Source organism: Comamonas sp. GB3 AK4-5 (genome assembly GCF_041320665.1).
Classification (GTDB): domain Bacteria; phylum Pseudomonadota; class Gammaproteobacteria; order Burkholderiales; family Burkholderiaceae_C; genus Comamonas.
The window spans coordinates 4,825,256-4,852,206 of record NZ_CP166730.1; the positions used below are offsets into that span (position 1 = coordinate 4,825,256).

Annotated in this window: 23 protein-coding genes; 11 read left to right on the forward strand and 12 right to left on the reverse strand. The window is 63.7% G+C overall.

Annotated elements, in window-relative coordinates; all coding sequences use genetic code 11:
* Position 1: 1 nt before the first annotated feature.
* Positions 2–478 (reverse strand): hypothetical protein, encoded by a 477-nt coding sequence (locus tag ACA027_RS21370; protein ID WP_370680193.1) that lies wholly within the window; start codon positions 476–478, stop codon positions 2–4.
* A gap of 195 nt (positions 479–673) precedes the next feature.
* The gene (locus ACA027_RS21375) at positions 674–1,441 is read right to left on the reverse strand and encodes a TerC family protein (RefSeq protein WP_370680194.1); all 768 of its coding nucleotides are present in this window, start codon (positions 1,439–1,441) and stop codon (positions 674–676) included.
* 400 nt (positions 1,442–1,841) lie between these two features.
* On the opposite strand from ACA027_RS21375, the gene ACA027_RS21380 reads away from it, so the two are divergent.
* From ACA027_RS21380 to ACA027_RS21420, 9 genes are all read left to right on the forward strand, one after another.
* A complete protein-coding gene (locus tag ACA027_RS21380; RefSeq protein ID WP_370680195.1) occupies positions 1,842–2,771 on the forward strand; it encodes a 3-oxoacyl-[acyl-carrier-protein] synthase III C-terminal domain-containing protein in 930 nt (309 codons plus the stop codon).
* Positions 2,768–3,772 (forward strand): NAD-dependent epimerase/dehydratase family protein, encoded by a 1,005-nt coding sequence (locus ACA027_RS21385; RefSeq protein WP_370680196.1) that lies wholly within the window; start codon positions 2,768–2,770, stop codon positions 3,770–3,772. Before ACA027_RS21380 ends, ACA027_RS21385 begins: the two co-directional genes overlap by 4 nt.
* Before the next feature lies 1 nt (position 3,773).
* The gene (locus ACA027_RS21390; protein ID WP_370680197.1) at positions 3,774–4,580 is read left to right on the forward strand and encodes an MBL fold metallo-hydrolase; all 807 of its coding nucleotides are present in this window, start codon (positions 3,774–3,776) and stop codon (positions 4,578–4,580) included.
* Positions 4,577–5,872: a F390 synthetase-related protein gene (locus ACA027_RS21395; protein ID WP_370680198.1), complete on the forward strand. Its 1,296-nt coding sequence runs from the start codon at positions 4,577–4,579 to the stop codon at positions 5,870–5,872. The genes ACA027_RS21390 and ACA027_RS21395 overlap by 4 nt, the downstream gene beginning before the upstream one ends.
* Positions 5,869–6,483: a phosphatase PAP2 family protein gene (locus ACA027_RS21400; RefSeq protein ID WP_370680199.1), complete on the forward strand. Its 615-nt coding sequence runs from the start codon at positions 5,869–5,871 to the stop codon at positions 6,481–6,483. The genes ACA027_RS21395 and ACA027_RS21400 overlap by 4 nt, the downstream gene beginning before the upstream one ends.
* Positions 6,480–7,631, forward strand: a complete 1,152-nt coding sequence (locus ACA027_RS21405; RefSeq protein ID WP_370680200.1) for a sterol desaturase family protein — start codon at positions 6,480–6,482, stop codon at positions 7,629–7,631. Before ACA027_RS21400 ends, ACA027_RS21405 begins: the two co-directional genes overlap by 4 nt.
* On the forward strand, positions 7,624–8,721 hold the full coding sequence (locus ACA027_RS21410; protein ID WP_370680201.1) for a fatty acid desaturase: 1,098 nt from the start codon (positions 7,624–7,626) through the stop codon (positions 8,719–8,721). Before ACA027_RS21405 ends, ACA027_RS21410 begins: the two co-directional genes overlap by 8 nt.
* Complete coding sequence (locus tag ACA027_RS21415; RefSeq protein WP_370680202.1) at positions 8,718–9,818, forward strand: fatty acid desaturase; 1,101 nt, start codon at positions 8,718–8,720, stop codon at positions 9,816–9,818. Before ACA027_RS21410 ends, ACA027_RS21415 begins: the two co-directional genes overlap by 4 nt.
* A 90-nt stretch (positions 9,819–9,908) precedes the next feature.
* Complete coding sequence (locus tag ACA027_RS21420) at positions 9,909–10,310, forward strand: DUF3717 domain-containing protein (protein ID WP_370680204.1); 402 nt, start codon at positions 9,909–9,911, stop codon at positions 10,308–10,310.
* Positions 10,311–10,551: 241 nt separating this feature from the next.
* Here ACA027_RS21420 and ACA027_RS21425 read toward each other — a convergent pair whose 3' ends face one another.
* The 5 genes from ACA027_RS21425 to def all read right to left on the reverse strand — a co-directional run bounded on the left by ACA027_RS21425 (position 10,552) and on the right by def (position 13,831).
* Positions 10,552–10,893: an AzlD domain-containing protein gene (locus ACA027_RS21425; protein WP_370680205.1), complete on the reverse strand. Its 342-nt coding sequence runs from the start codon at positions 10,891–10,893 to the stop codon at positions 10,552–10,554.
* On the reverse strand, positions 10,890–11,753 hold the full coding sequence (locus ACA027_RS21430) for an AzlC family ABC transporter permease (RefSeq protein WP_370680206.1): 864 nt from the start codon (positions 11,751–11,753) through the stop codon (positions 10,890–10,892). Before ACA027_RS21430 ends, ACA027_RS21425 begins: the two co-directional genes overlap by 4 nt.
* On the reverse strand, positions 11,750–12,730 hold the full coding sequence (gene fmt / locus ACA027_RS21435) for a methionyl-tRNA formyltransferase (RefSeq protein ID WP_370680207.1): 981 nt from the start codon (positions 12,728–12,730) through the stop codon (positions 11,750–11,752). The genes ACA027_RS21430 and fmt overlap by 4 nt, the downstream gene beginning before the upstream one ends.
* 82 nt (positions 12,731–12,812) lie before the next feature.
* Positions 12,813–13,322 (reverse strand): hypothetical protein, encoded by a 510-nt coding sequence (locus tag ACA027_RS21440; protein WP_370680208.1) that lies wholly within the window; start codon positions 13,320–13,322, stop codon positions 12,813–12,815.
* Positions 13,319–13,831 carry a peptide deformylase gene (def, locus tag ACA027_RS21445; RefSeq protein WP_370680209.1) on the reverse strand — a complete coding sequence of 171 codons (513 nt, stop codon included), beginning with the start codon at positions 13,829–13,831 and terminating at the stop codon, positions 13,319–13,321. Before def ends, ACA027_RS21440 begins: the two co-directional genes overlap by 4 nt.
* A 163-nt stretch (positions 13,832–13,994) precedes the next feature.
* Between def and ACA027_RS21450 the strand changes: the two genes are divergently transcribed.
* Together ACA027_RS21450 and dprA are read left to right on the forward strand one after the other, a co-directional pair.
* Positions 13,995–15,173 (forward strand): LysM peptidoglycan-binding domain-containing protein, encoded by a 1,179-nt coding sequence (locus ACA027_RS21450; RefSeq protein ID WP_370680210.1) that lies wholly within the window; start codon positions 13,995–13,997, stop codon positions 15,171–15,173.
* Positions 15,170–16,372: a DNA-processing protein DprA gene (gene dprA, locus ACA027_RS21455; protein ID WP_370680211.1), complete on the forward strand. Its 1,203-nt coding sequence runs from the start codon at positions 15,170–15,172 to the stop codon at positions 16,370–16,372. Before ACA027_RS21450 ends, dprA begins: the two co-directional genes overlap by 4 nt.
* A 344-nt stretch (positions 16,373–16,716) precedes the next feature.
* Here the strand turns inward: dprA and secF are convergent, their stop codons facing one another.
* The 5 genes from secF to ACA027_RS21480 all read right to left on the reverse strand — a co-directional run bounded on the left by secF (position 16,717) and on the right by ACA027_RS21480 (position 26,839).
* Positions 16,717–17,670 (reverse strand): protein translocase subunit SecF, encoded by a 954-nt coding sequence (gene secF / locus ACA027_RS21460; protein ID WP_370680212.1) that lies wholly within the window; start codon positions 17,668–17,670, stop codon positions 16,717–16,719.
* Between the two features lie 11 nt (positions 17,671–17,681).
* A complete protein-coding gene (gene secD, locus ACA027_RS21465; RefSeq protein WP_370680213.1) occupies positions 17,682–19,583 on the reverse strand; it encodes a protein translocase subunit SecD in 1,902 nt (633 codons plus the stop codon).
* A 78-nt stretch (positions 19,584–19,661) separates the two neighbouring features.
* Entirely contained in the window at positions 19,662–20,000 is a 339-nt protein-coding gene (gene yajC / locus ACA027_RS21470; protein ID WP_370680214.1) for a preprotein translocase subunit YajC, read from the reverse strand.
* Positions 20,001–20,213: 213 nt separating this feature from the next.
* Positions 20,214–21,908, reverse strand: coding sequence for a group II intron reverse transcriptase/maturase (gene ltrA / locus ACA027_RS21475; RefSeq protein WP_370680215.1), 1,695 nt, complete (start codon positions 21,906–21,908; stop codon positions 20,214–20,216).
* 1,298 nt (positions 21,909–23,206) lie between these two features.
* Entirely contained in the window at positions 23,207–26,839 is a 3,633-nt protein-coding gene (locus tag ACA027_RS21480) for an indolepyruvate ferredoxin oxidoreductase family protein (RefSeq protein WP_370680216.1), read from the reverse strand.
* Positions 26,840–26,951: the final 112 nt, after the last annotated feature.

Sequence of the window (26,951 nt, forward strand, 5' to 3'; positions counted from 1 at the left end):
TTTACTGCAGCACTTCTTCCAGCAAAAAGCCCAGGCCCAACAGGCTGGCCAGCAGCGATGGGAAGGAGCGGCCGGCCTGCAGCTTGGCCGGCGCAGCCATGTCGGCCCCCACCTGCACGGCATTGCCCTGGGTCTCCAGCTTGGGGCGACGCAAGTCCACGATCTGTGGGGAGATAGCCAACTCGGTGCGCAACTGCTCCACCACCTCAGCCAAGGGGCCACGGGCCAGCAACGAGGTCACCTTGCCGCCGCTGCGCTCCAGCTGGGGCAGGGCTTCGGCAAACAGCTTGTCGGCCCATTTGCTGCGCCAGTTTTCGCGGGCACGGTTGCTGACCCATTTGCTCACCCGGTGGGTGATGCGCGGCGCGCAGGCGACCACCACCCAGTGGGTGCGTGCAGCATGCGGCGCCTGGGACATGGACTGCAGCAACGGCTGGGCGTAAGCAGCGTCGTCCAGGTACACGATGATGGTTTCCATGGAATTCCTCGGGTTCGGTGTCGCCCTGCAAAACAGGTGCATCACGGCTGGGGATAAAAAAAAGGCAGGCCGGCGATAGAGCAGCTCCGGGGGAACTTGGTTCCCGCGCTGTGCGGAGTCTGGCTTCACGCCGGCCTGCCCGGCCAGCAGCGGCCCACTTAGGCCGCCGCAGGTGGCAGTCGCAGTGAGCGCTGCTTAGGCAGCGTGGCTTTCGCCGCTCGACTTACCCTTCTTGGCCGCAACCATCTTGCCCAGGGCCAGCACCAGCAGTGCACCGCCGATGTGGGCAGCCCAGTACAAAGTGGTGGAGATCTGGGCCATGCCGTTTTCATCCAGCGTACCCAGCTTCGGCATCCAGGTCCACTTCGCCGTGTTGACGAACAGCGGGTCGGTCACCAGCATGCCGCCGGCAATCCAGCCCAGCAGCATGCCGCCGGCCACGATGATGATAGGGAAGCGCTCCATCAGCTTGATGACCAGCTGCGAGCCCCAGACGATGATGGGGATGGAGATCAGCAGGCCCAGGGTCACCAGCAGCATCTGGTGCTCGCCCGAGCTTTGGGCAGCGCCGGCAATGGCGATCACGTTGTCCACCGACATCACCAGGTCGGCGACGATGATGGTCTTGATGGCGGCAAACAGCTTGTCGCTGCCCTGGATGTTGTCGTGGCCTTCTTCATCGGGGGCAATCAGCTTGATACCGATCCACACCAGCAGCAGTGCGCCAACCAGCTTCAATGCGGGCAGCGCCAGCAGCGTCATGGCAAAAGCGATCAGGATGACGCGCAAGATGATGGCACCCGCCGTGCCGTAAATAATGCCCTTTCTGCGCTGCTCGGGCGGCAGCTTGCGGCAGGCCAGCGCGATCACCACCGCGTTGTCGCCACCCAGCAAGATGTCTATGATGATGATCTGACCCAGTGCAATCCAGAACGGGGTGTGGGTGAGAAAGTCCAAATCCATAGTCAAAAGTCCTCGTTGTCGCATGATGGCCGCACTCGGCCGCACCTTGGAAACCAGGCTTTCAGGATCGGAAGTAGAAGCAATACCCGCCACGCGCGATGTGTGCGGTGGGGAGCGCTTTGAGCCGACCTTTGAAAACCAGTGGCTCAAAGGTCTTGTTCGACAGCGGCTGTTGCCGTGCCTGACAGGCCGGAAGCACAAGGCTTCGTATTGACGACCTGCCATCCGTTTGTAGCGCGCAGCAAGTGATGCGCCACAAACGAGGAACTACTCCCCTTTGAATGACTGCCGATTCTACGTAAAAATGGAACAAACCGCGAGTACGCCGAGATTGACCCACACCAAAACACAACACTCCATCAAAATTGCGGCGACCGGTGTTGCGCTCCCCGAACAACGGGTGACCTCTTCTGAGTTGGATACAAGGCTGGGAAAGCCCCGCGGCTATGTGGAAAAACGCTCGGGCATTGCATGGCGCTACCACGCCAGCGACAACGCCAGCCAGGCCGAACTGGCAGCCGCGGCCCTGCATGACGCGCTGGACCGCCATCACATCCCAGCCGACTCCGTGGACCTGCTGATTTCTGCCTCGGCCATCGCGGTGCAGGCTCTGCCTTATAGCGCGGTGCACATTCTGAAGGCCGCAGGCCTGCCTGCCGGCACGCCCGGGTTTGATGTCAACAGCAGCTGTGTCAGCTTCATCACGGCCATGCAGGTGGCCGCGGGCCTGCTGCAAAGCGGCGCCTATCAACGCATTGCCATTGTCTCGGCCGATATCGCCTCGCGCGGTATCGACTGGCAGCACGAGGAGTCGTCCTTTATTTTTGGCGATGGCGCGGCCTGCGCCATCGTGGAGCGGGGCGATGGCAGCAGCGGCATCCTGGGCTGCTTGACCGAGGTCTACACCCAGGGCAGCGACTTCTGTGAAATTCGCGCCGGAGGAACCCGCAAAAACCCCAGGGCAGGCATGCAGGAAAGCGATTTTTTGTTCCACATGCAAGGCAAGCCCCTGTTCCGCCTGGCGTCCTCTTTGATCGAAGACTATTTCGAGCGCCTGCTGCAATGCAGCGGTCTGACACTGGACGACATCGCCACCGTGGTGCCCCACCAGGCCAGCCATCTGTCTCTGGAACATATGCGCCAGCGCCTGCATGTCCCCACGGAAAAGCTCATCGACATCTACCGCCACCACGGCAACCAGGTGGCGGCCTCCATCCCCACGGCACTGCACCACGCCTACAGCGAAGGGCGGGTGCAGCCCGGCAAGCCCCTGATGCTGATTGGCACCGCCGCAGGTTTGACGCTGTCAGGCATGGTGCTGCTGCCATGAAGGTGCTGGTCACGGGGGCCACCAGTGGGTTGGGGCGCAATGCAACGGCCTGGCTGTTGGAGCAAGGCTGGCAGGTGCGCGCGGTCGGTCGCAACCTTGAGGCCGGCGCAGCGCTGCAGCAGCTGGGCGCAGACTTTGTGTCCATGGACCTCGGCCATGCCTCGCCGGAGGATGGCCTGCGCCTGGTCGCAGGCTGCGATGCCGTCTGGCATTGCGCCGCACGCTCTGCCCCCTGGGGGGCGGCCCATGACTTTCACCGCGACAATGTGCAAGCCACCCGGATGCTGGCCCAGGCCGCCGGACAGCAGGGCGTGCCCCGCTTTGTGCATATCTCCACGCCTGCGGTGTACTTTGATTTCCAGCACCACCTGATGCTGCCGGAGAGCTACCGGGCGCGCCGCTTTTCCAGCCATTACGCCCACAGCAAATGGCAGGCTGAGCAAGAAATCACCCAGGCCGTTGCCCAGTACCCCGGAACGCAATGGAGCATGCTACGCCCGCGCGGCCTGTACGGTCCCCATGACCGCGTCATCCTGCCCCGCCTGCTGCAGCAACTGGACCGCAAACGCGGCATATTGCGCCTGCCACGCGGTGGCCAGGCCATTTGCGATCTGAGCTTTGTGCACAACGTGGTGCACGCCATGCACCTGGCCACCACCCAGGCCAACTTGCCCAATGGCGCGGTCTTCAACATCAGCGACCAGCAACCTCGCACACTGGCCGAAATGCTGCACCAGCTGCTGCAACAAGAGCTTGGTCTTCACTACCGCATACGCGCCCTGCCCTATCCGCTGCTCTATGGGCTGGCGACGCTGCTGGAAGGCCTGGCCAGCGTCACCCACAAGGAGCCGCTGTTGACACGCTACAGCGTAGGCGCCGTCTGCTTCGATATGACGCTGGACGCCAGCCAGGCCCGCTCGCTGCTGGGCTACCAGCCGCGCTTCACCCAGCAGCAAGGCATTGCACACACAGCGGCATGGCTGCGGCAACAGGGATTTTGAGTTGGCAAAGATCACAAGCTTTGAAGCGGGCTACTGCACCCATATCGCTTGCATGGCACTGAAGGGCGCGGGTTTCAGGGTCTGCAAATTTCCGGCCCGCACCTGGCTGCTTTCCGTGGGCGACAGGCACTGGCTGTGGGACACCGGCTATGCCGAGTGGTTTGAACGCGCCACCCGTCAAGGCATCTTCCACCTTTACCGCCGCATCACCCCCGTGTATTTCGACCCGCGCGAGGCCATGGTGGCCCAGCTGGCGGCGCACGGGCTGCAGCCGGCCGATCTCCAGGGCATTTTGCTTTCACACCTGCATGGCGACCATATGGCCGGGCTGCGCGACTTTCCCGGCACACCGGTTCTCTGTTCGGAAGAAGGCTGGAACCGCATCCACCGCCTGGAAGGCCTGGCCGCCCTCCGACAAGCTTTTGTGCCGGCCCTGGTGCCCGAGGACATTGCCGGCCGGCTGCAGTTCTTCGAGCATTTCCCCGAAACCGCCCTGCCCCCCGAGCTCCAGCCTTTCACCCAGGGCTATGCCCTGCCCCACAGCCAGGGCGACATCGTTTTCGTCCCCTTGCCCGGCCATGCGGCTGGGCATTTCGGCGCCTTTGTGCGCGGCGAGCAAGGCTGGGTGCTGCTGGCCGGCGACGCGGCCTGGTCGCCCACGGGCTACCAGCAGCTGCGCGGCCCCTCGGTGCTGGCGAATGTGGTGATGGACCAGCCCCGCGCCTACTACCAAACCCTGGAACGCCTTCACCAGCTGTGGCGCGGCGGCAAGGTGCAAATCCTGCTCTCGCACGAGGGCGATCTATGAACCTCCCCTGGACACTGTGGCATTACTGGCGCGCCAAGCGCCTGCGCTTTGCCACGCGCGCCGCACTGGAGGCCTGGCAGCAGCGGCAGCTGCAGCGCTTTATCCGCCGCACCCTGGCCCACAGCCCCTGGTTCAGCCGCTTGATCGACCAGCCCTTCACGCGCTGGCCCGAGATGAACAAGGCGCTGATGATGGCGCATTTCGATGCCATGAACACGGCCGGTCTGCGCAAGGACATGCTGCTGGACTGTGCACTGCGCAGCGAGCAGGAGCGCGACTTTGTGCCCAAGGTGGGCCGATTCAGCGTGGGCCTGTCTTCCGGCACCTCGGGGCAACGTGGCCTGTTTGTGGTCAGCCCACGTGAGCAGCAGATCTGGGCCGGCGGCATGCTGGCCAAGATGCTGCCCGACGGACTGATGGCAGGCGAGCGCGTAGCCTTGTTTTTGCGTGCCGACAGCAATCTCTATCAGGCCGTCAACAGCCGCTGGCTCAGCCTGGACTTCTACGATTTGTTCAGCCCTTTTGCGGGGCATTTACAGCGTTTGCAACAGCAGGCGCCGACCATTATCGTGGCGCCGGCCCAGGTGCTGCGCGCGCTGGCCCTGGAACATGCCGCAGGCCGGCTGGCACTGCCAGGCCTCAAAAAAATGATCTCGGTGGCCGAAGTACTGGAACCCCAGGACCGCCAGCTGCTGCAGCGCTGCGCCCCACAGGTGGCCGAGGTCTACCAGGCCACCGAAGGTTTTCTCGCCGCCAGCTGCGCCCATGGCGCCCTGCATCTCAACGAAGAATTTGTGCACATAGAGCCGCAGTGGCTGGATGGCCAGCGCTTCATCCCCGTCATCACCGATTTCACGCGCCACACCCAGCCCATAGTCCGTTACCGGCTGGACGATGTGCTGCACACCACCCACCAGGCTTGTCCCTGCGGTAATCCCGCGCGCGTCATCACGGCCATCGAAGGCCGCCAGGATGACCAGCTGCTGCTGGCCAATGCACAAGGCCAGCGCCAGACGATTTTTGCCGACCTGCTAAGCCGGGCTCTGGCGCAGCAGCTGCCCCTGGAAAGCGACTACCGCCTGGAGCAGCGGTCTGCCGACACCCTGCACCTGAGCGCCACCTGCGATGCGCCCACGCTGGAGCGGGTACGCCAGGGCCTGGTCCAATGTCTGCAGCAGCAGGGGGTAGACACCGCACAGCTGCACTGGGAAACCCAGGCGGCACAGCCCATTCCCGCGCAGTTCGACCGCAAACGCCGCCGCATCATCCGGCGCTGGGAGCCCAGCGCATGAAGCTGTTATCCCTGCGTCTTTGGCAGATGCTGCTGGGCTGGGGCAGCGTGGGCATCGTCTACCACTTCAGCGATCGCTGGCAGGCGCCCGGGCGCCTGATGGCCCCGGGTTGGGTAGACCAGCTCATTCCCTTCTCGCCCCAAGCCATCTGGCTGTATCTCTCGTTCTTTCTGCTGATCCCCTGCGGCTATCTGCTGACACCGCTGTCCACTCTGCCCTGGCTGCGCCGCGCCATGCAACTGGCCGCGCTGGGTGCAGGCATGGTCTATATGCTGTGGCCTACCACCATGGTCTACCCCAAGGTGATTGACACCGGCCTCAGCGCCCGGCTGCTGACCCTGCTGACCCAGTTCGATTCAGCGCAAAACTGCCTGCCCTCTTTGCACATGGCACTTAGTCTGCTGGCCGTGTGGGCCATTGCCAAGGCCCGTCACAAGGGGCTGACGATACTAGCCCTGCTCTGGGCCTTGCTGATCGGTTTTTCCATACTGCAGCTGCGCCGCCACCTCTTTGTCGATGTGCTGGCGGGCACGGCGCTGGCCTTGGCTGCCGGGGTGCTGGCACAGGCCATAGGCCAACGCCGGCTGCGAGCGACAGGAGATATGCCATGAGTGAATTGGTCATTCCGGTGCTGATGATGGCCGTGCTGGTGCTGGGCGAAGCCGCGGTGCTGCAGTGGGGCCTGGCACGCAAGGTGTGCTGGCAGGACGTGATCTTCAACCTCAACTCCGGCCACATCATGCTGTGGCTGTTTCGCGGTCTGGAAGTGCTGTGCTATGGCGCCGTGGCCCAGCACTTCAGCTTGCAGCTGCTGGAGCATGTGGCGCCCGTCTGGCGCTGGCTGTTTGCTTTTCTGGCCTGGGATTTCTGCTTTTACTGGCTGCATCGCAGCCACCACAACTGGCGCTGGCTGTGGGCCGTGCACAGCGTGCACCACCAGGGCGAACATTTCAATCTGTCGCTGGGGGTGCGCAACTCCTGGTATTCGTCGCTCACCTCAATCCCTTTCTTCCTCCCACTGGCCCTCATCGGTGTGTCGCTGTCGGAGTTCATCACCGTCTCCCTGATCCACTACACCTTGCAGCTGATCAACCACAACGCCCTGGTCGGCTCCCTGGGCTGGCTGGAAAAAATTCTGGTGACCCCCAGCCACCACCGCGTGCACCACCTGCATGAACGTGCCTGGAGCAACAGCAACTTCAGCGGCAGCCTGATTCTGTGGGACAAATGCTTTGGCACTTTCCGACAGTCTGCGGACCGCAGCCAGCACGTCTATGGCATCAAAGGCAGCCAGGCATCGCACAACCCGGGGCTGGAAAGCAATCTGCCCTTTGTGCGCCTGCTGCGCCCCGGCAGCCAGCCCACACCGCGCCCGCAAGCGCCCGCTTTCCAAAGCCATGCGCTGATGGTCTTCCTCGGCGCTGCCCCGCTGTTTGCCCTGGTGTTGGGCTATATCCAACGCTATGACTACGGCTGGCAGGCGTTTTCTGCCGCGCAAGCGGCCTTGCTGGTCGTGCTGGCTGTGGGCTCGGTCGCCCTGGGCGCCATCGCGGACGGGCGCCGCTGGGGTCTGTATGTCTGGTGGTGGACCACCCTGGCCTATGCCCTGATTTTCCCGCTATGGCTGGGATGGCATGCACCGCTGTGGCTGGGCTGCGCTGCGCTTCTGGTGCTGCATGCCACCTGCGTGCTGGCAGGCTGGGGGCGCAAGCCACTACCTGTCCCGGCACCGGCCCAGGAGGAGCACCTCCATGCCTGATACCCTGCCACCGCTGCGCTTTGCTTCCGGCCAGGAGCAGGCCTTCCACCGCGCGCTGCACCAGGCCGCCCGCGCCTATTTGCAAGCCAGCGGCGACCATCGCTATGCCAGCCGCTTCGACCAACTCAAGGCCTTGTTCTTGCTGCTGCTGGCCTGTGGCAGCTACGGGGTGATGCTTGCCAGCAGCCACGATGCCGTGTTTTTTGCCGGCTATTTCCTGGCCATTGCCCTCAGCATGCTGCTGAATGTGGTGGTCAACCACGATGCCTCGCACAACGTCTTTTTCCGCAAAGCCTGGCTCAACCGGCTCGCAGGGCGCGTCGTCACCTTGCCCCTGGGCATAGAGCCAGAGTTCTGGCGACTGCGCCATGTGCGCTTTCACCATCTCTACGCCAATATCGAGCACTACGACCTCGACACCGAAGAGAACGGCTTTTTCCGGCAAACGCCCTTCCAGCGCAGACATGCTTATATGCGCTACCAGCATCTGTATTGGCCCATGATTGCCGGCCTGTCGCTGCCGTGGATTGCCTGGGTCTTCGATTGGTCGGACCGCCTGGGCCGCACGCCGCTGCGCCAGGAGCGGGAGCTGGCGTCCACCCAAGGCTGGTGCCTTTTTCTGCTGAGCAAGCTCGGCCATGTGCTGCTGGTGCTGGCGCTGCCGCTGTGGGCCGCCCACGCCCACGGTGTGGCCACCAGCACCATGCTGCTGGCCTATGTGCTGAGCCAGATGTTTGCCTCGCTGCTGGTGGTCTATCTGCTGCTGGGCACGCACTGGGCAGAAGCCGATTTTTTCCAGGCCGCTCCCGGTGGGGTCATGGAGCATGGCTGGTACCGGCACAACTTTGTCACCGCCTGTGATTGGGAGACCTCGCCGCGCTGGCTGAACCAGTTCACCGGTGGCCTGAACTACCACCTGACCCACCACCTCTTCCCTGGCTGGCACCACCGCCACTACCCCGCACTGGCGGATAGGGTGGCCCAGCTGGCACACCAGCATGGGATGCCGTACCGCCGCATCAGCTACCGCGAGCTGCTGGCCTCACAGCGCCGTTTTCTGCGCCGCATGGGGCAGGAGGATGCGGTGTGAGCCCACAGCGCCTGCCCCCTCTGCCCTTTGGCCACCAGGACCGGGCGCTGTCGCAGGCGCTGCGCCAGGCCTCGCAGGATTGGCTGGTTGAGCACCAGGAACACCGCTTTGCCGACCTGGGCATGCTGGCCAAGCTGTGCCTGCTGTGTGTTGTGTGCGGGCTGTGCTATTTGGGGGTGCTCGGCGCCACCAGCGCCAGCGGATTTTTTGCGGTCTATCTGGGCTTTATCACCAGCGGCATGCTGCTGACGGTGAATGTGGTGCACGACGCATCGCACAGCGCTTTTTTTCGCCGCCCTCGCGCGAACCTGTGGCTCAACCGCCTCGTCACCCTGCCGCTGGGGCTGGACCCTGAATGCTGGCGGGTGCGCCATGTGCAGCTGCACCATGCCCACGTCAACATCGAAGACTATGACCCGGACATCGATGCCAACGGCGTGCTGCGCCAGGCGCCCTGGCACCGCTGGAAGCCCTTTATGCGCTACCAGCCGCTGTACTGGCCCTTGGTGGCCGCACTGACCTTCCCCTGGTATATCTGGCTGATGGACTGGCTGGACCGCGCCGGCCAAACCAAGGTCAGCGCCCGCCTGCCTGCCGGCTGGCGTGGCTGGGGCTTTTTCCTGCTGGGCAAGAGCGGGCATTTTCTGCTGGCCCTGTGGCTGCCCTGGCAGCTCGGCCTGGGCCAGTTTTCCTGGTCCTACATCCTGCTGTGCTATTTGCTCAGCCAGATGCTGTCCTCGCTGTTCTTCGTGATGCTGCTGGTGGGCACCCACTGGGCCACGGCCCGCTTCTTCGAGCGCCCCGCCAGCGGAGGCATGGCACATGGCCGCTGCACGCATATCCTGCTCACCACCTTGGACTGGAACACCCGGCCACGCTGGCTGGGCTATTGGCTGGGCGGCGGCAATCTGCATTTGACGCACCACCTGTTTCCCCACTGGAGTCACCGCCATTACCCGGCGCTCAGCCACATCATTGCCCGCACCGCGCCGCAGCATGGCCTGCCCTACCAGGCCCTGAGCCTGTCGGAAGTGCTGCAACTGCAGCAGCGCTTTTTGCGGGCGATGGGAACCGCCCCCAGCCAGCCCAAAAACTGATGGCGGCCACGCCGCAGGACCGCCTCTGCGCGTATGGATTTTGTGTGCCGCTGCCACCGCGCCGCAGACTTTGGTCTACGCTTGCGGCCAATGGCATCCATCCACATTTCCGACATCGAAGCCGCCATCAACCACTGGCGGCGCCTGCGTCCCAGCCCTGACGGCGTGCGCCTGGCACCCGAGGTACGGGCGCTGGCTCCGGTGTATGCGCGGCTGATCCATGCCGGCGCACAAGAAGTGAGCCCGGCCAGCCTGTCCACCGCCGCCATGCAAGCCTGGCTGGCCTGGTACGAGACGCAGCCGGACACGCCCTGTATCGCGATTTGCTCCACCAGCCAGGGCGATGCCCAGTGCAAGGGCTGCGGGCGCAGTTTTGCCGAAGTGCAGCAGTGGCTGGAACTCACTCCCGTGCAAAAACGCGCCGTGTGGCAGCGCATCCAGGCCGAAGGCCAGGCCCTGCGCTTTACGCGCTATGCAGAAAGAGGGAAGTAACTCCACCCCCTGAGCGGCTGCGCCGCTTCCCCCTCTCTCTCGCTGCGCGAGGGGGGGGACGGCACCAGCGCGGCGGGGCGGCCCTTGCGCGGTGCCCTGGCATGGGCAGCGCCAACTGCGTGCGCCGTATACCCGCAAAAGAATCGAATAAAAAAGGAGCGCCTGATGCGCTCCTTTGCGGGGTTTCAGATGATTTTGATCTGCAAACCGGCTTTCTGCTTGCAGGAGCAGCTCCTGTTTTTCACCACCCCAGGCCGATGTGCAGCGGCAAATACACCACCATGCCCACCACGATGGTGCCCAGAATGCCGCGCTTCCACCAGAAGTAGGCGGTGGCGCAGACCAGGGCCGGCAGGCGCGCATCCACCAGGGTGTGAATCAGCTGGCCGTTGCTCATCACCAGTTCGGGGGCAATCACGGCCGCCAAGGCTGCCAGTGGCGCATAGCGCAGGCCGCGCTTGAGCCATTCCGGCATGGGCAGTTCTTTGTCGGGAATCATGAAAAAGGCGCGCGTGAGCAGCGTGATCGCCGCCAGCCCCAGGCCGGCCACATAACCCCAGATCCAATGTTCTCCGCCACTCATGCGCACTCCTTTTGCGCAGCCGCACGGGCGGCTTCGCTGCCATGGGGCGGGGTCTCATCCAGCGGCAGCACCGGGTGGTGCTCGCCCTTGGCCGGATCGGGGGCACGCACGGCCGGCAGCGGGCGCAGGCGGGCGGCGCGGCGCTCGGCCTGCTCCATCAGCAGGCCCACGGCCACGGCAGCGGCAATCGCCGTCAGGATGTTGAGCTTGAGCGGCAATGCAAACGCGGCCACGGCGGCCAGTGAGGCCACGGCACAGGCCACCCAGGTGGCGCGATCGTTGAGCATGGAATACAGCACGCCCAGCAGCGCCAGCACGCCGGCAAAGCCCAGGCCCCAGGACAGGGGAATCTCGTTGGCCAGGTAGACGCCGGCCAGCGAAGGGATTTGCCAGCCCAGCCAGTTGGAGATCGCCGCACCCCAGAAGTAGGGCACCTGCTCGGGCTGCTTGGCCGTTGTGGGGTAGCGCTTGCTGAAGGCCACAAAGATCACATCGCCGCTGAAGTAGCCGATCGCCAGGCGATGGCGCAGGCGCAGATGCGAGAAGAAGTTGCGCCACATGGTGCTCAAAATCACAAAGCGCAGGTTCACGCAGAACGCGGTGAACCACAGCACCCACAGCGGTGCACCCACGGCCAGCAGCGGCAGCACGGCCAGTTGGGCACTGCCGGCGTAGACGGTGAGCGTCATGAACACGGCCAGCGGCAGCGGCATGCCGCTTTTGACCATGGCCACACCCGTCACCAAACCCCAGGCAGAGATGCCGGGCATGGTGCCCAGCACGTCGCGTACGCCCAGTCGGAAAGCAGGCTGGCGTGCGATACCCGTGGCACGCTGCCACAGGACGGTGGCTTGGTTCATGGCTGCTCCGGCAGCTGGAGCATGGTGCCCACGGGAATCTCAAAGCCGCGCAGAAAGTCGCCGGCCGCCAGTTTTTTGCCGCCGGCGCGCTGCAGCTGTGTCAGGCGCAGCGCGCCTTGGCCGCAGGCCACCAGCACGCCGTCGGCATCCGCTGCCAGCACCTGGCCGGGACGGGCGTCGCCGCCCGGTGCTTCGGGCAAGGCCTCGGGGGTGGCCGTCCAGAGCTTGATGGTCTCGTCACCCAGCTGCGTGCTGCCGCCGGGGAAGGGGTTGAAGGCGCGCAGGCGCCGGTCCAGCACTTCTGCATCCAGGCGCCAGTCCATGGCGCTTTCGGCCTTTTCGATCTTGTGGGCGTAGTTCACACCCTCTAGAGGCTGGGGCGTGCGCGGCAGGCCGCCGCAGGCCGCCATCTCCAGTGCTTCCACAATCAGGCGACCGCCCAGCGTCGCCAGCTTGTCGTGCAGGCTGGCCGTGGTGTCGCGGGCTTCGATGGGCAGACGCTCCAGCAGGCACATATCGCCGGTGTCCAGGCCTATGTCCATCTGCATGATGGTCACGCCGGTTTCGACATCACCGGCCTCGATGGCGCGGTGTATGGGCGCCGCACCGCGCCAGCGCGGCAGGATGGAGGCGTGGATGTTGAGACATCCTTTGGGCGGCAGATCGAGCACCCACTGCGGCAGGATCAGGCCGTAGGCGGCCACCACCATCACGTCGGCACCGGCATCCAGCAGGGCCTGGCGGGCCAGGGCTGCGTCTTCGGGGTATTTACCATCCAGACGCAGGCTGCGCGGCTGGGCCACGCGGATACCGTGCTCCAGCGCGCACTGCTTGACGGGCGATGCCTGCAGCTTCATGCCACGACCAGCGGGGCGGTCGGGCTGGGTCAGCACCAGGGGAACTTCAAAACCGGCCTGTAAAAGCCGTTCCAGGGCCACGCGCGCAAAATCGGGCGTGCCGGCAAAAATCACTTTCATGCACTCTCAGACGCAAAGGAGCCCGGCATAGGGCCGGCAGGCCCTGGGCCAAACTCAGGCGGCGGGGGAATGGCAGGCCGCCTCAGTGGCGGTCGTCATCACGGTGTCGTTCATCGGTGAACATGACGCGCTGCACGACGTACTGCGGGTCGAGGAAAACATGGGCCTGCCTATCGCTTCCGTTCTCGTAGATGCGGTAGGTCCAGATATCGCCCTTGAAGCTGGCGACATGTTCCACCATCGCAGGCTTGCCAAAGACCTGGTAGACGCTGTCGCGGGTGTCCACGCCGGGGCGCAGCCGATTGAACTCGGAAGCCTCCAGCACCTGGCGCACGCTCAGCAGATGCTTGGCGCTATCAAAATCAAAGTGGTAGACCTGCTGGCCCATGGGCTGGCGGCTGTAGACCCAGCGTTCGCCACCCTCGGGCAGGGGGCTACGCACCTGGGGGCTGCCCATGTCTTTCTGGATCTGGCTGGCCGGCGTGCCAGGCTTTTGCCATTCGGGGACGGCGCAGCCGACCAGGGCTGCAGCGCAGGCGAGGGCGCAGGCCCAGCGTACGGTATGAAGGTGCAGAGATAGGGACGGCGTCATATGCGTTCTGCCTCGCGCTGCAGCTTGACCATCTTGGTCTTGATGCGGTTGCGCTTCAATGGAGAAAGATATTCGACGAAGACCTTGCCCATCAGGTGGTCCATCTCATGCTGAATGCAGATGGCCAGCAGGCCGTCGGCTTCGATCACACGGCTTTGGCCATGCTCGTCCAACGCCTGCACCTTCACAGCGATGGAGCGCTCCACTCCATCGTAAATACCGGGGACGGACAGACAGCCTTCCTCGCCCAGTTGTTTCTCCTCGCTGGCCCACAAAATTTCGGGATTGATCAGTACCAGGGGCTGGTCCCTGTCCTGCGAGACGTCAATAACAAGCAGGCGCTGGTGAAAATCCACCTGCGTGGCGGCCAGGCCTATGCCATTGGCGTCATACATGGTCTCGAACATGTCCGCTATCTGCAGGCGAATGCGGTCGTCCACCTGGGCAACAGGTTGGGCCACTTTGTGCAGGCGCGAGTCGGGGTAGCAGAGAATATTGAGAATGGACATGGTTAGACGCGAGGATTGACCTTTTTATTGTCCTCTTTTTCCCCGCTGCCAGCTGCACGGTGCCCGATACATCTTGTTTCCGCATGGGCATGCCACCAGAATGACTTCTCGCCCTGCTGCTGACTGCCACCAGGGTGCTGCACCATCTCCGAGGAGGACTTGCATGCTCACCGCCGCCGCCGCCGCCGCACGCGCCTGGATGCTGGCAGGTCCGCTGCTCGTCAGCCTCGCGACCACGGCCGGCGCAGAGGTCGGGGCTGCCGGCCTGCCCGCCTCGCCCCCACGCAGCCTTCCCGAGTCCGCACTTGCAACCCAGGCCCCCACGCACTACACCGTCCAGCCCGGTGACACGCTGTGGCGCATCGCGGGCCTGTTTCTGCAGCAGCCCTGGCGCTGGCCCGCGCTGTGGGGCATGAACCCCGAGCGCATCCACAACCCGCAGCTGATCTACCCCGGCCAGCAGTTGGTGCTGGAGCGGCACAACGGATATGCCCGCCTGCACATCGCGCCCCCCGGCAGCGGCGAAGGCGAGACCCTGCACCTGTCCCCTCGCAGCCGTGCAGACCCTCCGCCCCAGCAGGCCCTGGCCACGCTGCCGCCCCATCTGATCGCGCCCTTTCTGGCCGAGCCTCTGGTGGTTTCCCCGGAACAGCTACAGGCCGCCCCCCGCCTGGTGGCCACCACGGACGAGCGTGTGCTCATGGCACAGGGCGACCGCGTCTACGCCCGTGGCGATGCCCACAGCCCCCTGCGCACGGCCGATGCGCCCCTGCAGTTCCGCATCTTTCGCGATGCTCTTGCGCTCCAGGACCCGGTCAGCAGCGAGCTGCTGGGCTATGAGGCCCATTACCTGGGCACGGCCGCCCTGGTACGCAGCGAGCAGCCCAACCCCGAGGCCGCGCAAAGCCGCACCGCACCCTATCTACCCGCCACGCTGGAGCTGCTGCGCAGCAAGGAAGAAATCCGCGCCGGCGACCGGCTGCTACCTGAACCCGCGCGCAGCTTTCGCAGCTATACCCCGCATGCGCCCGACTTCGCGCTGGAGGCGCGGGTGCTCAAGCTCTACACCAGCACCGCCCTGCGCTACGGCGCTCCCCAGCAGGTGGTGGCCATCAACAAAGGCCTGCGCGACGGACTGGAAATGGGCCATGTGCTGGCCGTGGTGGCCCAAGGCCAACGCCTGCGCGACCAGACCAGCGCCACGCAAGACTGGATCCAGCTGCCGGACGAGGACAACGGCGCCGCCCTGGTGTTCCTGGCCTTCGAGCGCGTAGCCTATGTGCTGCTGATGGAGGGGCGCTACGGCGTGCAAGTGGGCGACAAGATGGTCACACCGCAATGAACACCACGCCCACCAACCTGCAACTGCCCCCTGCCGAGCTGGCCGCCTGGCTGCGCCTGGCCCTGACGCCGGGCGTTGGCAACACCGCAGCCCGTCGCCTGCTGGCCCGCTTTGGCACGCCCCAGGCCGTGCTGGCGCAAACCTGCAGCGCGCTGCAAGCCTGCGTCAGCCCCGCACAGGCCACCGCCCTCGCCAGCCTCCCGCCCGACTGGGACAACGCCCTGGCCCGCGCTCAGGACTGGTTGCAGACCCGCGAGCATGGCCGCGCCCATGCCCTGATCACCCTGGGTGACCCGCGCTATCCACCCGCACTGCTGCAGACCGAAGACCCGCCGCTGATGCTTTACGTCGCCGGCCCCAGCCACTGGCTGGACCAACCCGCGCCCCTGGTGGACCACCGCCGCGCACTGGCCATCGTCGGCTCGCGCAACCCCACGCCGCAGGGCGATGCCAATGCCCGCCAATTCGGCCTGGCGCTGGCATCCCAGGGCTGGTGTGTGATCTCCGGCCTGGCCCTGGGGGTGGACGCAGCCGCCCACCAGGGCGCGCTGCAGGCGGCCCGCGCCGACAGCCCCTGCACCGTGGCCGTGCTGGGCACCGGGCTGGATGTGATCTACCCCCGCCGCCATGCCGCGCTGGCCCAGCAGGTGATGACCCACGGCCTGCTGCTCAGCGAATACCCGCTGGGCACGCCCCCGTTGGCCCCCAACTTTCCCAAACGCAACCGGCTGATTGCCGGGCTGTCCGCCGGCACCCTGGTGGTGGAGGCGGCCCTGGCCTCGGGCTCGCTGATCACGGCCCGGCTCGCGGCCGAGCAGGGACGAGAAGTGTTTGCCATTCCCGGCTCCATCCACGCCCCCCAGTCCAAAGGCTGCCACGCCCTGCTGCGCCAGGGCGCCAAGCTGGTGGAGACGGTACAGGACATGCTGGAGGAGCTGCTCCCCTGGCCCGACGTTGCAGCACCCACGGCCGCCGCAGCGGCAACCGCGACAGCAGCAAGCACACCGGCACCAGCGTCGGCACACAAAGAACACCCCGTGCTGGCCGCGCTGGGCTTTGACCCCATGGGCCTGGACCAGTTGCAAGCCCTCACCGGCTGGGACACCGCCGCCCTGCAGGCCTGGCTGCTGGAGCAGGAGCTGGATGGTCTGGTAGCACGCCTGCCCGGCGGGCTATTCCAGCGCATGGTGCGCGGCTGAAGACTTCTCGAACCAAACGCCCGCTCACGCAACACCAGCGCGCCCAACACGCTCTTGAATAAATAGCGATATTGGCTGGGATTTCAGCAGGAGTGGGGCTGTGCAGCCCAGTGGGCGAGCACATCTCCTCCACAAGGCTTTCACTCTGATGCTCCAAAAACAAAAAAGCAGCCGAAGCTGCTTTTTTGCAATCTGTCAGAGGCGCACAGCCTGAAGAACTGGCGCGGCCCAAAGTCAGGGACAGCGAGCAAGGGCCGCCCCGCAGCGAGGCTGTCGTCCCCCTGCCCGCATCGCCGTGCGATGCGAGAGCGGGGGGAAGGCGCGCAGCGCCTCAGGGGGGTGTCTCAAACTACCGCGCCCGAATTAGGGTCGCCGGCATCGCCTTCGCGCTTGACTGGCACCTTCACCAGGTCTTCACGCTTCACGCCCAGCCACATGGCAATGGCTGCGGCCACAAACACCGAGGAATAGATGCCGAACAAGATGCCAATGGTCAGCGCCAGCGCAAAGTAATGCAGGCTGGGGCCGCCAAAGAAGAACATGGACAGCACCATGGCTTCGGTCGAAGCGTGGGTGATGATGGTGCGGCTCATGGTCGAGGTGATGGCGTGGTCGATCACCTCGGACGTGGACAGCTTGCGGAACTTGCGGAAGGCCTCGCGGATCCGGTCAAAAATCACCACGGATTCGTTGACCGAGTAACCCAGCACGGCCAGCACGCCGGCCAGCACGGACAGCGAGAACTCCCACTGGAAGAAGGCGAAAAAGCCCAGGATGATGATCACGTCGTGCAGATTGGCGATCACCGCGGCCACACCGAACTTCCACTCGAAGCGGAAGGCCAGGTAGATCACAATGCCCAGCACCACCATGCCCAGGGCCATCAGGCCGCCATGCACCAGCTCCTCACCCACCTGCGGGCCGACGAATTCGGTGCGGCGCAGCGTGACTTCGGGGTCTTCGGCCTTCAGCGCCGTCAGCACCTGCTCGCTTTGCTGGGCCGAGGTCACGCCTTTTTGCACCGGCAGGCGAATCATCACGTCGCGCGAGGTGCCGAAGTTCTGCACCGTCACGTCCTGGTAGCCCAGGCTGGACACCTTGTCGCGCACCTTGCCGATGTCAGCCGTCTGCTGGTAGGCCACTTCCATGACCGTGCCACCGGTGAACTCCACCGACAGGTGCAGGCCGCGCGAGAACAGAAAGAACACCGCCAGGGCAAAGGTAATGAAGGACACCGCGTTGAGGATCAACGCGTACTTCATAAAGGGGATGTCTTTTTTGATGCGGAAGAATTCCATAGTCCGCCTCCTTAATTGCTGTTGCCGCGAGCGGCCACGGAACGGTGCTCATCGCCTTCCGGCTTCCACACCTGGCCGATGGACACGCTCTTGAGCTTCTTGCGGCGGCCATACCAGAGGTTGACCAGGCCACGCGAGAAGAACACGGCCGAGAACATGCTGGTGACGATGCCGATGCAGTGCACCACGGCAAAGCCGCGCACCACACCGGAACCAAAGGCCAGCAGGGCCAGACCAGCGATCAGCGTGGTCACGTTCGAGTCCAGGATGGTGTGCCAGGCGTTCTCGTAGCCGGCCTGGATGGCCGCCTGCGGCGAAGCGCCGGCGCGCAGCTCTTCACGGATGCGTTCGTTGATCAGCACGTTGGAGTCGATGGCCACGCCAATGGCCAAGGCCATGGCGGCAATGCCGGGCAGGGTCAGCGTGGCCTGCATCATGGACAGCACGGCCATCAGCAGCAGCACGTTGACCGACAGCGCGATGGTGGAGATCACGCCAAACACCATGTAGTACAGGCACATGAAGACGGCAATCGCCACCATGCCCCAGACCACGGAGTGAATGCCGCGGTTGATGTTGTCGGCGCCCAGGCTGGGGCCGATGGTGTATTCCTCGATGATTTCCATGGGCGCGGCCAGCGAGCCGGCGCGCAGCAGCAGCGCGGTGTCGCTGGCTTCCATGGTGGTCATGCGACCGGAAATCTGCACGCGGCCACCCGCAATTTCGGTGCGGATCACTGGCGCCGTGACCACCTCGCCCTTGCCCTTTTCGAACAAGACGATGGCCATGCGCTTGCCCACGCTCTCGCGCGTCACGTCCTTGAAGACGCGGGCGCCCTTGGCGTCCAGCGTCAGGTTGACGGTGGGCTCCTGGGTCTGGCTGTCAAAGCCGGGCTGGGCGTCGGTCAGGTTCTCGCCAGTCAGCACCACCTGCTTTTTGACGATCAGCGACTGGCCGTTGCGGTCCGGGTATTTTTCGGCGCCGAAGGGCACGGGGCCGGAGCCCATTTCGGCGGCGCGCGCCTCGGTGGACTCGTCCACCATGCGCACTTCCAGCGTGGCCGTGCGGCCCAGAATGTCCTTGGCCTTGGCCGTGTCCTGCACGCCGGGCAGCTGCACCACGATGCGGTCCAGGCCCTGCTGCTGAATCACCGGCTCGGCCACGCCCAGCTCGTTGATACGGTTGTGCAGCGTGGTCATGTTCTGCTTGAGCGCCTGTTCTTGCACCTTGCGCAGGGCTTCGGGCTTGATGGTGGCGCGCAGCACAAAGCCGTCGTTGCCATCGGCGGCGTCCGTGGCCTGCAGGTCGGGGAACTGGTCGGCAACCAGGTTGCGCGCAGCGGTGAGCGTGGCCTGGTCGCGTGCGCGCACCTCCACGGTCTGGCCATCGCGGCTGATGCCGCCATGGCGGATGTTCTTGTCGCGCAGCATGGTGCGCAGGTCACCGGCCAGCGACTCGGCCTTCTTGGTCAGCGCGGCCTGCATGTCCACCTGGAGCATGAAGTGCACGCCACCGCGCAGGTCCAGGCCCAGGTACATGGGCTTGGCGCCCAGGGCGGTGAGCCAATCGGGCGAGCGCGACACCAGGTTCAGCGCCACGATATAGGCGGGGTCCGTGGGGTCGGTGATCAGGGCGCGCTGCAGCACGTCCTTGGCCTTGAGCTGCTCGTCCGGCGTCTCAAAGCGGGCCCGCACCGAAGTGCCTTCCAGGGCCAGGTGGTTGGTGGGCAGATTGGCCGCTTCCAGCGCGGATCTCGCACGCAGCAGCACAGACTCGTCCACCTTGACGGTGGACTTGCCCGAGGACACCTGCACGGCAGGCGCCTCACCAAAAAAGTTCGGCAGGGTGTAGACCACCCCCACCAGTAGCGCGATCACGATGATCGCGTACTTCCAGACCGGGTATCGGTTCATGATCGCGCTTTTCTCTCACACGGGGCGTGAGAGGGCTGGGCGCGCCAACGGCCGTCCGGCCCACTCACAAAAGTGGGCTTACTTGGTAGTCACGGTGCCCTTGGGCAGCACCTGCAGCACGGCGCCGCGCTGCACTTGCACGACAACGCCAGCGGCCACTTCGATGAACAGGAATTGCTCGTTCAGGTCGCTGATCTTGCCCAGCAGGCCACCATTGGTGGCCACTTCGTCACCCTTGGCCAGCGCCTCCACCATGGCGCGCTGCTCTTTCTGGCGCTTCATCTGGGGGCGGATCATCACAAAATACAGCACCACAAACATCAGCACCAGCGGCAGCATGCCGGTGAGCGAGGACATCATGTCGCTGCCACCAGCGGCTGCGGGGGCGGTCTGTGCAAAAGCGGAAGAAATAAACACGGAAGAGACTCCAGTTTGGAATGTTCTAGGTCAAAAAATGGCTGCCCACGGTCGCAAGCGGCGCAGGGTAGGGTAGGAACGATTCATTACTGAATCATTCCCCCCTAAGAACCGGACTTGCGACTTTCATCGCATCCGGCTCAAGCACAACCAGGCATTGACGATGGGCGAATCTCCCATTCTACCCAGCGTTGTCAATGCCCTTCAAAGCCCTTATGGGGCCGGCTTTGTAACTGTCAACCCTAGGGCATGCAGCCGTGTATGACAAACCGGATGCAGAAGCACCCGGTTGGACATGGCGTCTGACCCTCCATCCACCTTGCGAACAATGTGGTGGTCGTGCCATCCGCCTTCGTAGGCCAAAGATTCTGCGCAAAGCGCACAACGCCCGTCTTGCTTGATGAACAGCATCGAAGTCTCGTACTGGTACGCCATGCTCTTGAGCATGCGCTTCGTCCTCAACTTCTCGCCATAGACCTCCCAAGCAGGGTCAAAGGGGTTGTAGTCCCCTTTGATCTTTTCGTGGCGCACGATCTCTGTATCCGCAAGCTTCAACAGTCTCCACGTACGCGAACCCTCTGCCGTTTTCACGGTTGCAGCGAACTCATCCCTGTCCTTGATGCGCTGCCAGTAACGGCTTTTGCACCATGGCCGAGACTTATTCGGATGCCGCCTTCTCGACCAACGCACAAGGCGCCAGTAGATCAAGCTGTCCATCCGACTGAAGGCTTCTTTCGCCACCACCGGCTGGTGGTACTGCGCCCAACCCCGAAGGACTGGATTCAGTTTGGCGATGAGATCCTCCTGCTTCACCGATATGTGCGTTTTCAGGATTCCCCTCACCTTGCTATAGAACGCTTTCACATTCTTTTTGCTCGGTTTGATGAGTAGTTTTCCCTTGTATTTGCGGAAATTCCACCCCAGGAAATCAAAGCCCTCATCTATGCGCACGACCTTGGTCTTCTCCGGCGACAGTCGCAATCCTCGTTGTGCAAGGAACGCTGCTATCCACGGCCTGATTTCGGTTTCCAGAAGCTCCTGGGAGCTACCTGTAACGACGAAATCGTCAGCGTACCGGACCACATTGACTTTCAGCTTCTTTGCCTTCTTCACACCATGGCGCGTATCCAGATACGTAGCCAGGTTTGTTTCCAGCCCGTTCAACGTCATATTCGCCAAAGTTGGCGAGATGATTCCACCTTGCGGTGTTCCTTCCTCGGTTGGCGATAAGCGGCCCTGGTGGACCACCCCGGCCTTCAGCCACTTGCGCAGGATTGTCTTGTTCATAGGAACATGACGCACCAGCCAGTCGTGGTTGATATGGTCAAAACAGCCTTCGATATCCGCTTCCAACACCCACTGAGCCGAAGCTTTTCGCGAGGTGCAAATAAATATCTGCCCCATAGCATCCGCCGTAGAACGATTCCGTCTAAAGCCGTAGCTATTCGGATCGCTCGTGGTTTCCGCCACAGGCTCCAGGCCCAACAGGTGTAACGCCTGCATGGCCCGGTCCAACATCGTCGGAATACCCAGAGGGCGTTCCTTTCCGTTGGACTTGGGGATATAGACCCGCCGAAGCGGTTTAGCTCTATACCCCCGTTGCTGCTTTAACCGACCTATCGCCGCCCGTTTCAGGGCAGGTGAATCCCAAAGCTGGCGATCGACTCCCGCCGTTCGCTTGCCCTGGTTTTCAGTAACTCGCCTTACCGCCAGTGCCCTGGCGGAAAACGAGTGGTTCAAAGACCGTTGCAAGGCTTTCACCTTGCGCCAGTCCTTCTCCAGCGTAGCCTTCGCTATACGTCTCTGCGTCGTTCTCACAAACTGCTCGACCCGATGCCAATCAATGGCATGCCAGTCCTGCGGTTCGCGTGAGGACGCAGATTCGCCGTCGCCGGTGAGTTTTCTCATGCTTTCCTCCTACCGAGTTGAACCCAGCAAGAAGGCGCACGTCTCCCCGAAGGGATGCGCACACCATCCCTTCGGGTTAGGTTTAAACAAATGCAGTCGTTTAACGACGGTTGCACCAAGTGGAAGTGGGCACGCTTTCACGTCAGGGCAAGAACCCCTATACCACCCATTACAGGCAGCCCTTCGCTTTTTCCACCATCCCATACCCCCTCATCCAACAGGTCGCCTTACGGCTTCCCTGCCCACACGCCAAGGCGTGCGGGCGGACAGTGGGGCTTACCACGTTCCCTGATCTACCGACATTCCACGGCGCACACCGCTTCCTGTCTGTCCGTTTAGGACTCATCTCTCCTGGGACTGCTCTATGACGACGATCACGCACGTTGGACGCGTGATACCGGCAGCGCACCTTTTGGTTATGGCCTATCAGCAGATTTGGCCATTTAATGTTCACCCAGGTTCAGACGATGATTCACTTTACGTTGCCCATGCGAAACTAGCCTAGCCCCTCCACCGCCTTTCTGCTGGCAGCTTCCAAAGACATCCTCACGGATTGCCTCTGCCGCTTGCGCGGGGGTACGTTGTCAGGTGAGCTTCGCACAGACCCATTACTGGTTCTGCACGTCACCGTAGGCTACTTGTGGTCGCACACAAGGTCGCAGCAACCCATTGCTGGGTGTGCGACAAGGCAGATCAGAGTTGCGCTCTGCGGTTTCTCCCATTGTCAAATCGCATGCACGGTCGAACACCTCCTACAGGAGGATGCTCTGCTTTGAGTCCAGACACTTGTGGTGTCGGTTAAAGGTGTGAAGCGACCCAGGCGCACGTGAAAACGTGTCCCGTGATCTTGCATGGGCAATGACGCCCGCGCAGGTAGAGAGCAGTCGGCAAGCCGATGCTTCTGTGACAAGTGCCGACCCAATGGGTACGGCCGATAGGAAGAATGTGCCTTGAGCCAGTCCCTTGAGAGGTCTGGCCGTACGATTTTCAAAGGCTCAATCGTCGCGGATGGATATGCTCCACCCAAGCAGAACGACACAACGTGTCGCACCCAACGGGACATTGTATGCGGGCCTCCCCGTGAGCGCGGGGGCTATTCCAAGCTGGCGGCGGGTTTTTGCCCCCGGCACCATGCAGCGGCACCGCCTGCGCGAAATACCAGCCAAAACTGACTCCAGCGCATACCCCATCAGCGCAGGCAGCTATGTATTTCATAAGAAAACGCCCACCTGCCCGCCTGAAGGGTGGGCAGGTGGGCGCAGAGCCCATACAAAGCAGATGGGCTGGCCTGGAAGCGCTTAGGCCTGCTTCCGCGCTGCGGCGCTCCCCGTAGCCGGGGCACGCCATTGCTGCATCAGCTGCGTCCACTTGCTGCGCGCGGCCAGCAGGTGGCGTTCCTTCACATGGCCGTAGCCACGGATGTCTTCGGGAATGCGGGCAATCTGCACGGCCAGGGCCAGCTTCTCGGCGGTCAGTCCGGTCAGCAGCTCTTCCACGCTGGCGCGGTATTCACCAATCAAGGCGCGCTCGGTGCGGCGTTCCTCGGTTTTGCCGAACGGGTCGAGTGCCGTGCCGCGCAAGCCCTTGAGCTTGGCCAGCACGCCAAAGGCGGTACGCACCCAGGGCTGGTAAGACTTTTTCACCAGGCGTCCATGCTCGTCCTTGGCCGCCGTGGTGGGCGGGGCCAGGTGATGGACCAGCTTGTAGTCGCCCTCGAACATGGCGGCAATCTTCTGGGTGAAGACCGGGTCGGTGTGCAGACGGGCCACCTCGTACTCGTCCTTATAAGCCATCAGCTTGAACAGATAGCGCGCCACGGCTTCGCTCAGCTGCGTGCCCTGGCCCAGGCCCTGCTCGGCCGCATGCACCTGGTCCACCAGAGCCTGGTACTGGGCCGCATAGGCCGCGTTCTGGTAGCCGGTGAGGAATTCCACCCGCTTGGCCACCATCTCCTGCAGCGAAGGTTTTTTGACGAACTGGATCACCTGGGCCGCCTGGTACAGCGATTGCACCTCGGCCAGGTTGTGGGCGCAGCGGCGGCCCCATTCAAACGCGGCCTGGTTGTTGGCCACCTGCACGCCGTTGAGCTCCATGGCACGCATCAGCGCAGCATGGGACAGCGGCACGCGCCCCTTTTGCCAGGCATAGCCCAGCAGCAACGGGTTGGTGTAAATGCTGTCGCCCAGCAGTTGCACAGCGGCCTGCTCGGCGTTGAAGCTGCCCACCAGCTCGGCGCCCACGGCGCTGGCCAGCACGGCTTCGCAGCTGCTGCCGGGGAATTGCCAGTCCGGGTTGTGCACAAAGGCGGCCGTGGGCGTGCCATGGTTGTTCAGCGCCACAAAGGTGCGGCCGGTCTGCATCACGGCCAGCGAGGCCTTGTTGGCGGCGACGATGGGGTCGCAGCCAATCACCAGATCTGCCTTGGCCATGTCCACCTTGGTGGTGTAGATGGCTTCGGGACGGTTGGCGATCTGGATATGGCTCCAGGTGGCACCGCCTTTTTGCGCCAGGCCGCCGGCATCCTGGGTGACCACACCCTTGCCTTCCAGATGGGCCGCCATGCCCAGCAAAGAGCCAATGGTGATGACGCCGGTGCCACCCACACCGCCCACCACAATGCCCCAGGCGGTTTCAGCCACCGGCAGCACGGGTTCGGGAATGGCAGGCAGAGAGGCCAGATCGCCCTTTTGCTCTTTCTTGGGCTTCTTCAGCGATCCGCCTTCGACGGTGACAAAGCTGGGGCAAAAGCCGTTGACGCAGGAGTAATCCTTGTTGCAGGTGTTTTGGTTGATGCGGCGCTTGCGGCCGAACTCGGTTTCCACCGGCTCCACAGACAGGCAGTTCGACGCCACACCGCAGTCACCGCAGCCTTCGCAGACCAGCTCGTTGATGACCACGGTTTTGTCCGGCGTGGCCAGGGTGCCGCGTTTGCGGCGGCGGCGCTTTTCGGTGGCGCAGGTCTGGTCGTAGATGATGATGGAGCAGCCGGTGATCTCGCGGAACTCGCGCTGTATGCGGTCCAGCTCATCGCGGTGGAAGACTTCGATGCCAGCAGGCAGGTCGTTCAGCAGCTCCTGGTGCTTGGCGCGTGCGGCATTGGCCGGGAGCTGGTGGGTGCGGCCCTGGTATTTGCCGGGGTCGTCGGTCACCACCACCAGCTTCACCACGCCCTCGGCGCGCAGGCTGTGGGCAATCTGCGCCACCGAGTGGCCCTCGGGCCGCTCGCCCACGGTCTGGCCACCGGTCATGGCCACGGCGTCGTTGTAGAGGATTTTGTAGGTGATGTTGGCGCCCGAGGCAATGCTCTGGCGTATGGCCAGCAGGCCGCTGTGGAAGTAGGTGCCGTCGCCCAGGTTGGCGAAGACATGGCTTTCCTTGGTGAACGGCGCCTGGCCCACCCAGGTCACACCTTCACCGCCCATTTGCGTGAAGGTGCTGGTGTTGCGGTCCGGCATCCAGGTAGTCATGTAGTGGCAGCCAATGCCGGCCACGGCGCGCGAGCCTTCGGGCACGCGGGTGCTGGTGTTGTGCGGGCAGCCGCTGCAGAACCAGGGTGTGCGCTCGCCCGTGGCGGCTGGCACCTCGGCCAGGGCTTGTTCGCGCGCGGCGATCACGGCCAGACGCTCTTGCATGCGCGTTTCGATGTCGGCAGGCACACCCAGCTTTTTCAACCGCTTGGCAATGGCCTGGGCAATGATGGCCGGTGTCAGATCGGCCTTGGGACGCAGCAGCCAGTTCTGGCTGGGGTTGGGCATGGACCATTCGCCGCCCGAGTCGTCGCCGGGCTGCTCGTCGAACTTGCCCAGCACATTGGGGCGCACATCGGGACGCCAGTTGTAGAGCTCTTCCTTGATCTGGTATTCGATGACCTGGCGCTTTTCTTCCACCACCAGAATCTCTTGCAGGCCCTGGGCAAAGTCACGCGTGATGGAGGCTTCCAGCGGCCAGACCACATTGACCTTGTGCACGCGAATGCCCAACTGGCGGCAGGTGTCGTCGTCCAGACCCAGATCGACCAGCGCCTGACGCATGTCGTTATAGGCCTTGCCGCTGGCAATCAGGCCAAAGCGGTCATTGCGGCCCTGCACCACGTTGTAGTTCAGCTTGTTGGCCCGTACATAGGCCAGCGCGGCATACCACTTGTAGTCCATCAGCCGCGCTTCCTGCTCCAGGGGCACATCGGGCCAGCGGATATGCAGGCCGCCCTCTGGCATGGCGAAGTCTTCGGGCAGGATGATGTTGACGCGGTCCGGGTCCACCGACACGCTGGCCGAGGACTCCACCACCTCCTGAATCGTTTTCAGGCCAGACCACAGGCCGGAAAAACGGCTCATGGCAAAGGCGTGCAGCCCCATGTCCAGGATGTCCTGCACATTGCTGGGGAAGAACACCGGCGTGCCGCAGGCCTTGAAGATGTGGTCGCTCTGGTGCGCGGCGGTGGAGGACTTGCTGATGTGGTCATCGCCCGCAATGGCGATCACGCCGCCATGCTGTGCCGTGCCGGCCATATTGGCGTGCTTGAACACGTCGGAGCAGCGGTCCACACCCGGACCCTTGCCATACCAGATGCCGAAGACGCCGTCGTACTTCTTGGAGTCCGGGTAGAGGTCGAGCTGCTGCGTACCCCAGACGGCGGTGGCGGCCAGTTCCTCGTTCACGCCGGGCTGAAAGACGATGTGGTTGTCCTGCAAATGCTTTTTGGCGGCCCACAGCGACTGGTCATAAGTGCCCAGGGGCGAGCCCCGGTAGCCGCTGACAAAACCTGCGGTGTTCAGGCCCGCCACCGCATCGCGCTGGCGCTGCAGCATGGGCAGGCGCACCAGGGCCTGCACACCGCTCATAAAGGCGCGGCCATGCTCCAGGGAGTACTTGTCCTCTAGGGTGACGCTATCGAGCGCCTTGCGAATGTGCTCGGGCAGAGGGGCATTCATAGCACACCTCCAGAGACACCATGTTCAGCAGCCATGCAGCTTGTGGCTGCGAAAAAGGCGCAAGGCGCAGCGTGTGGCTGCGCGGCAAAGGGGTGCGCGCACGCACCTCCGG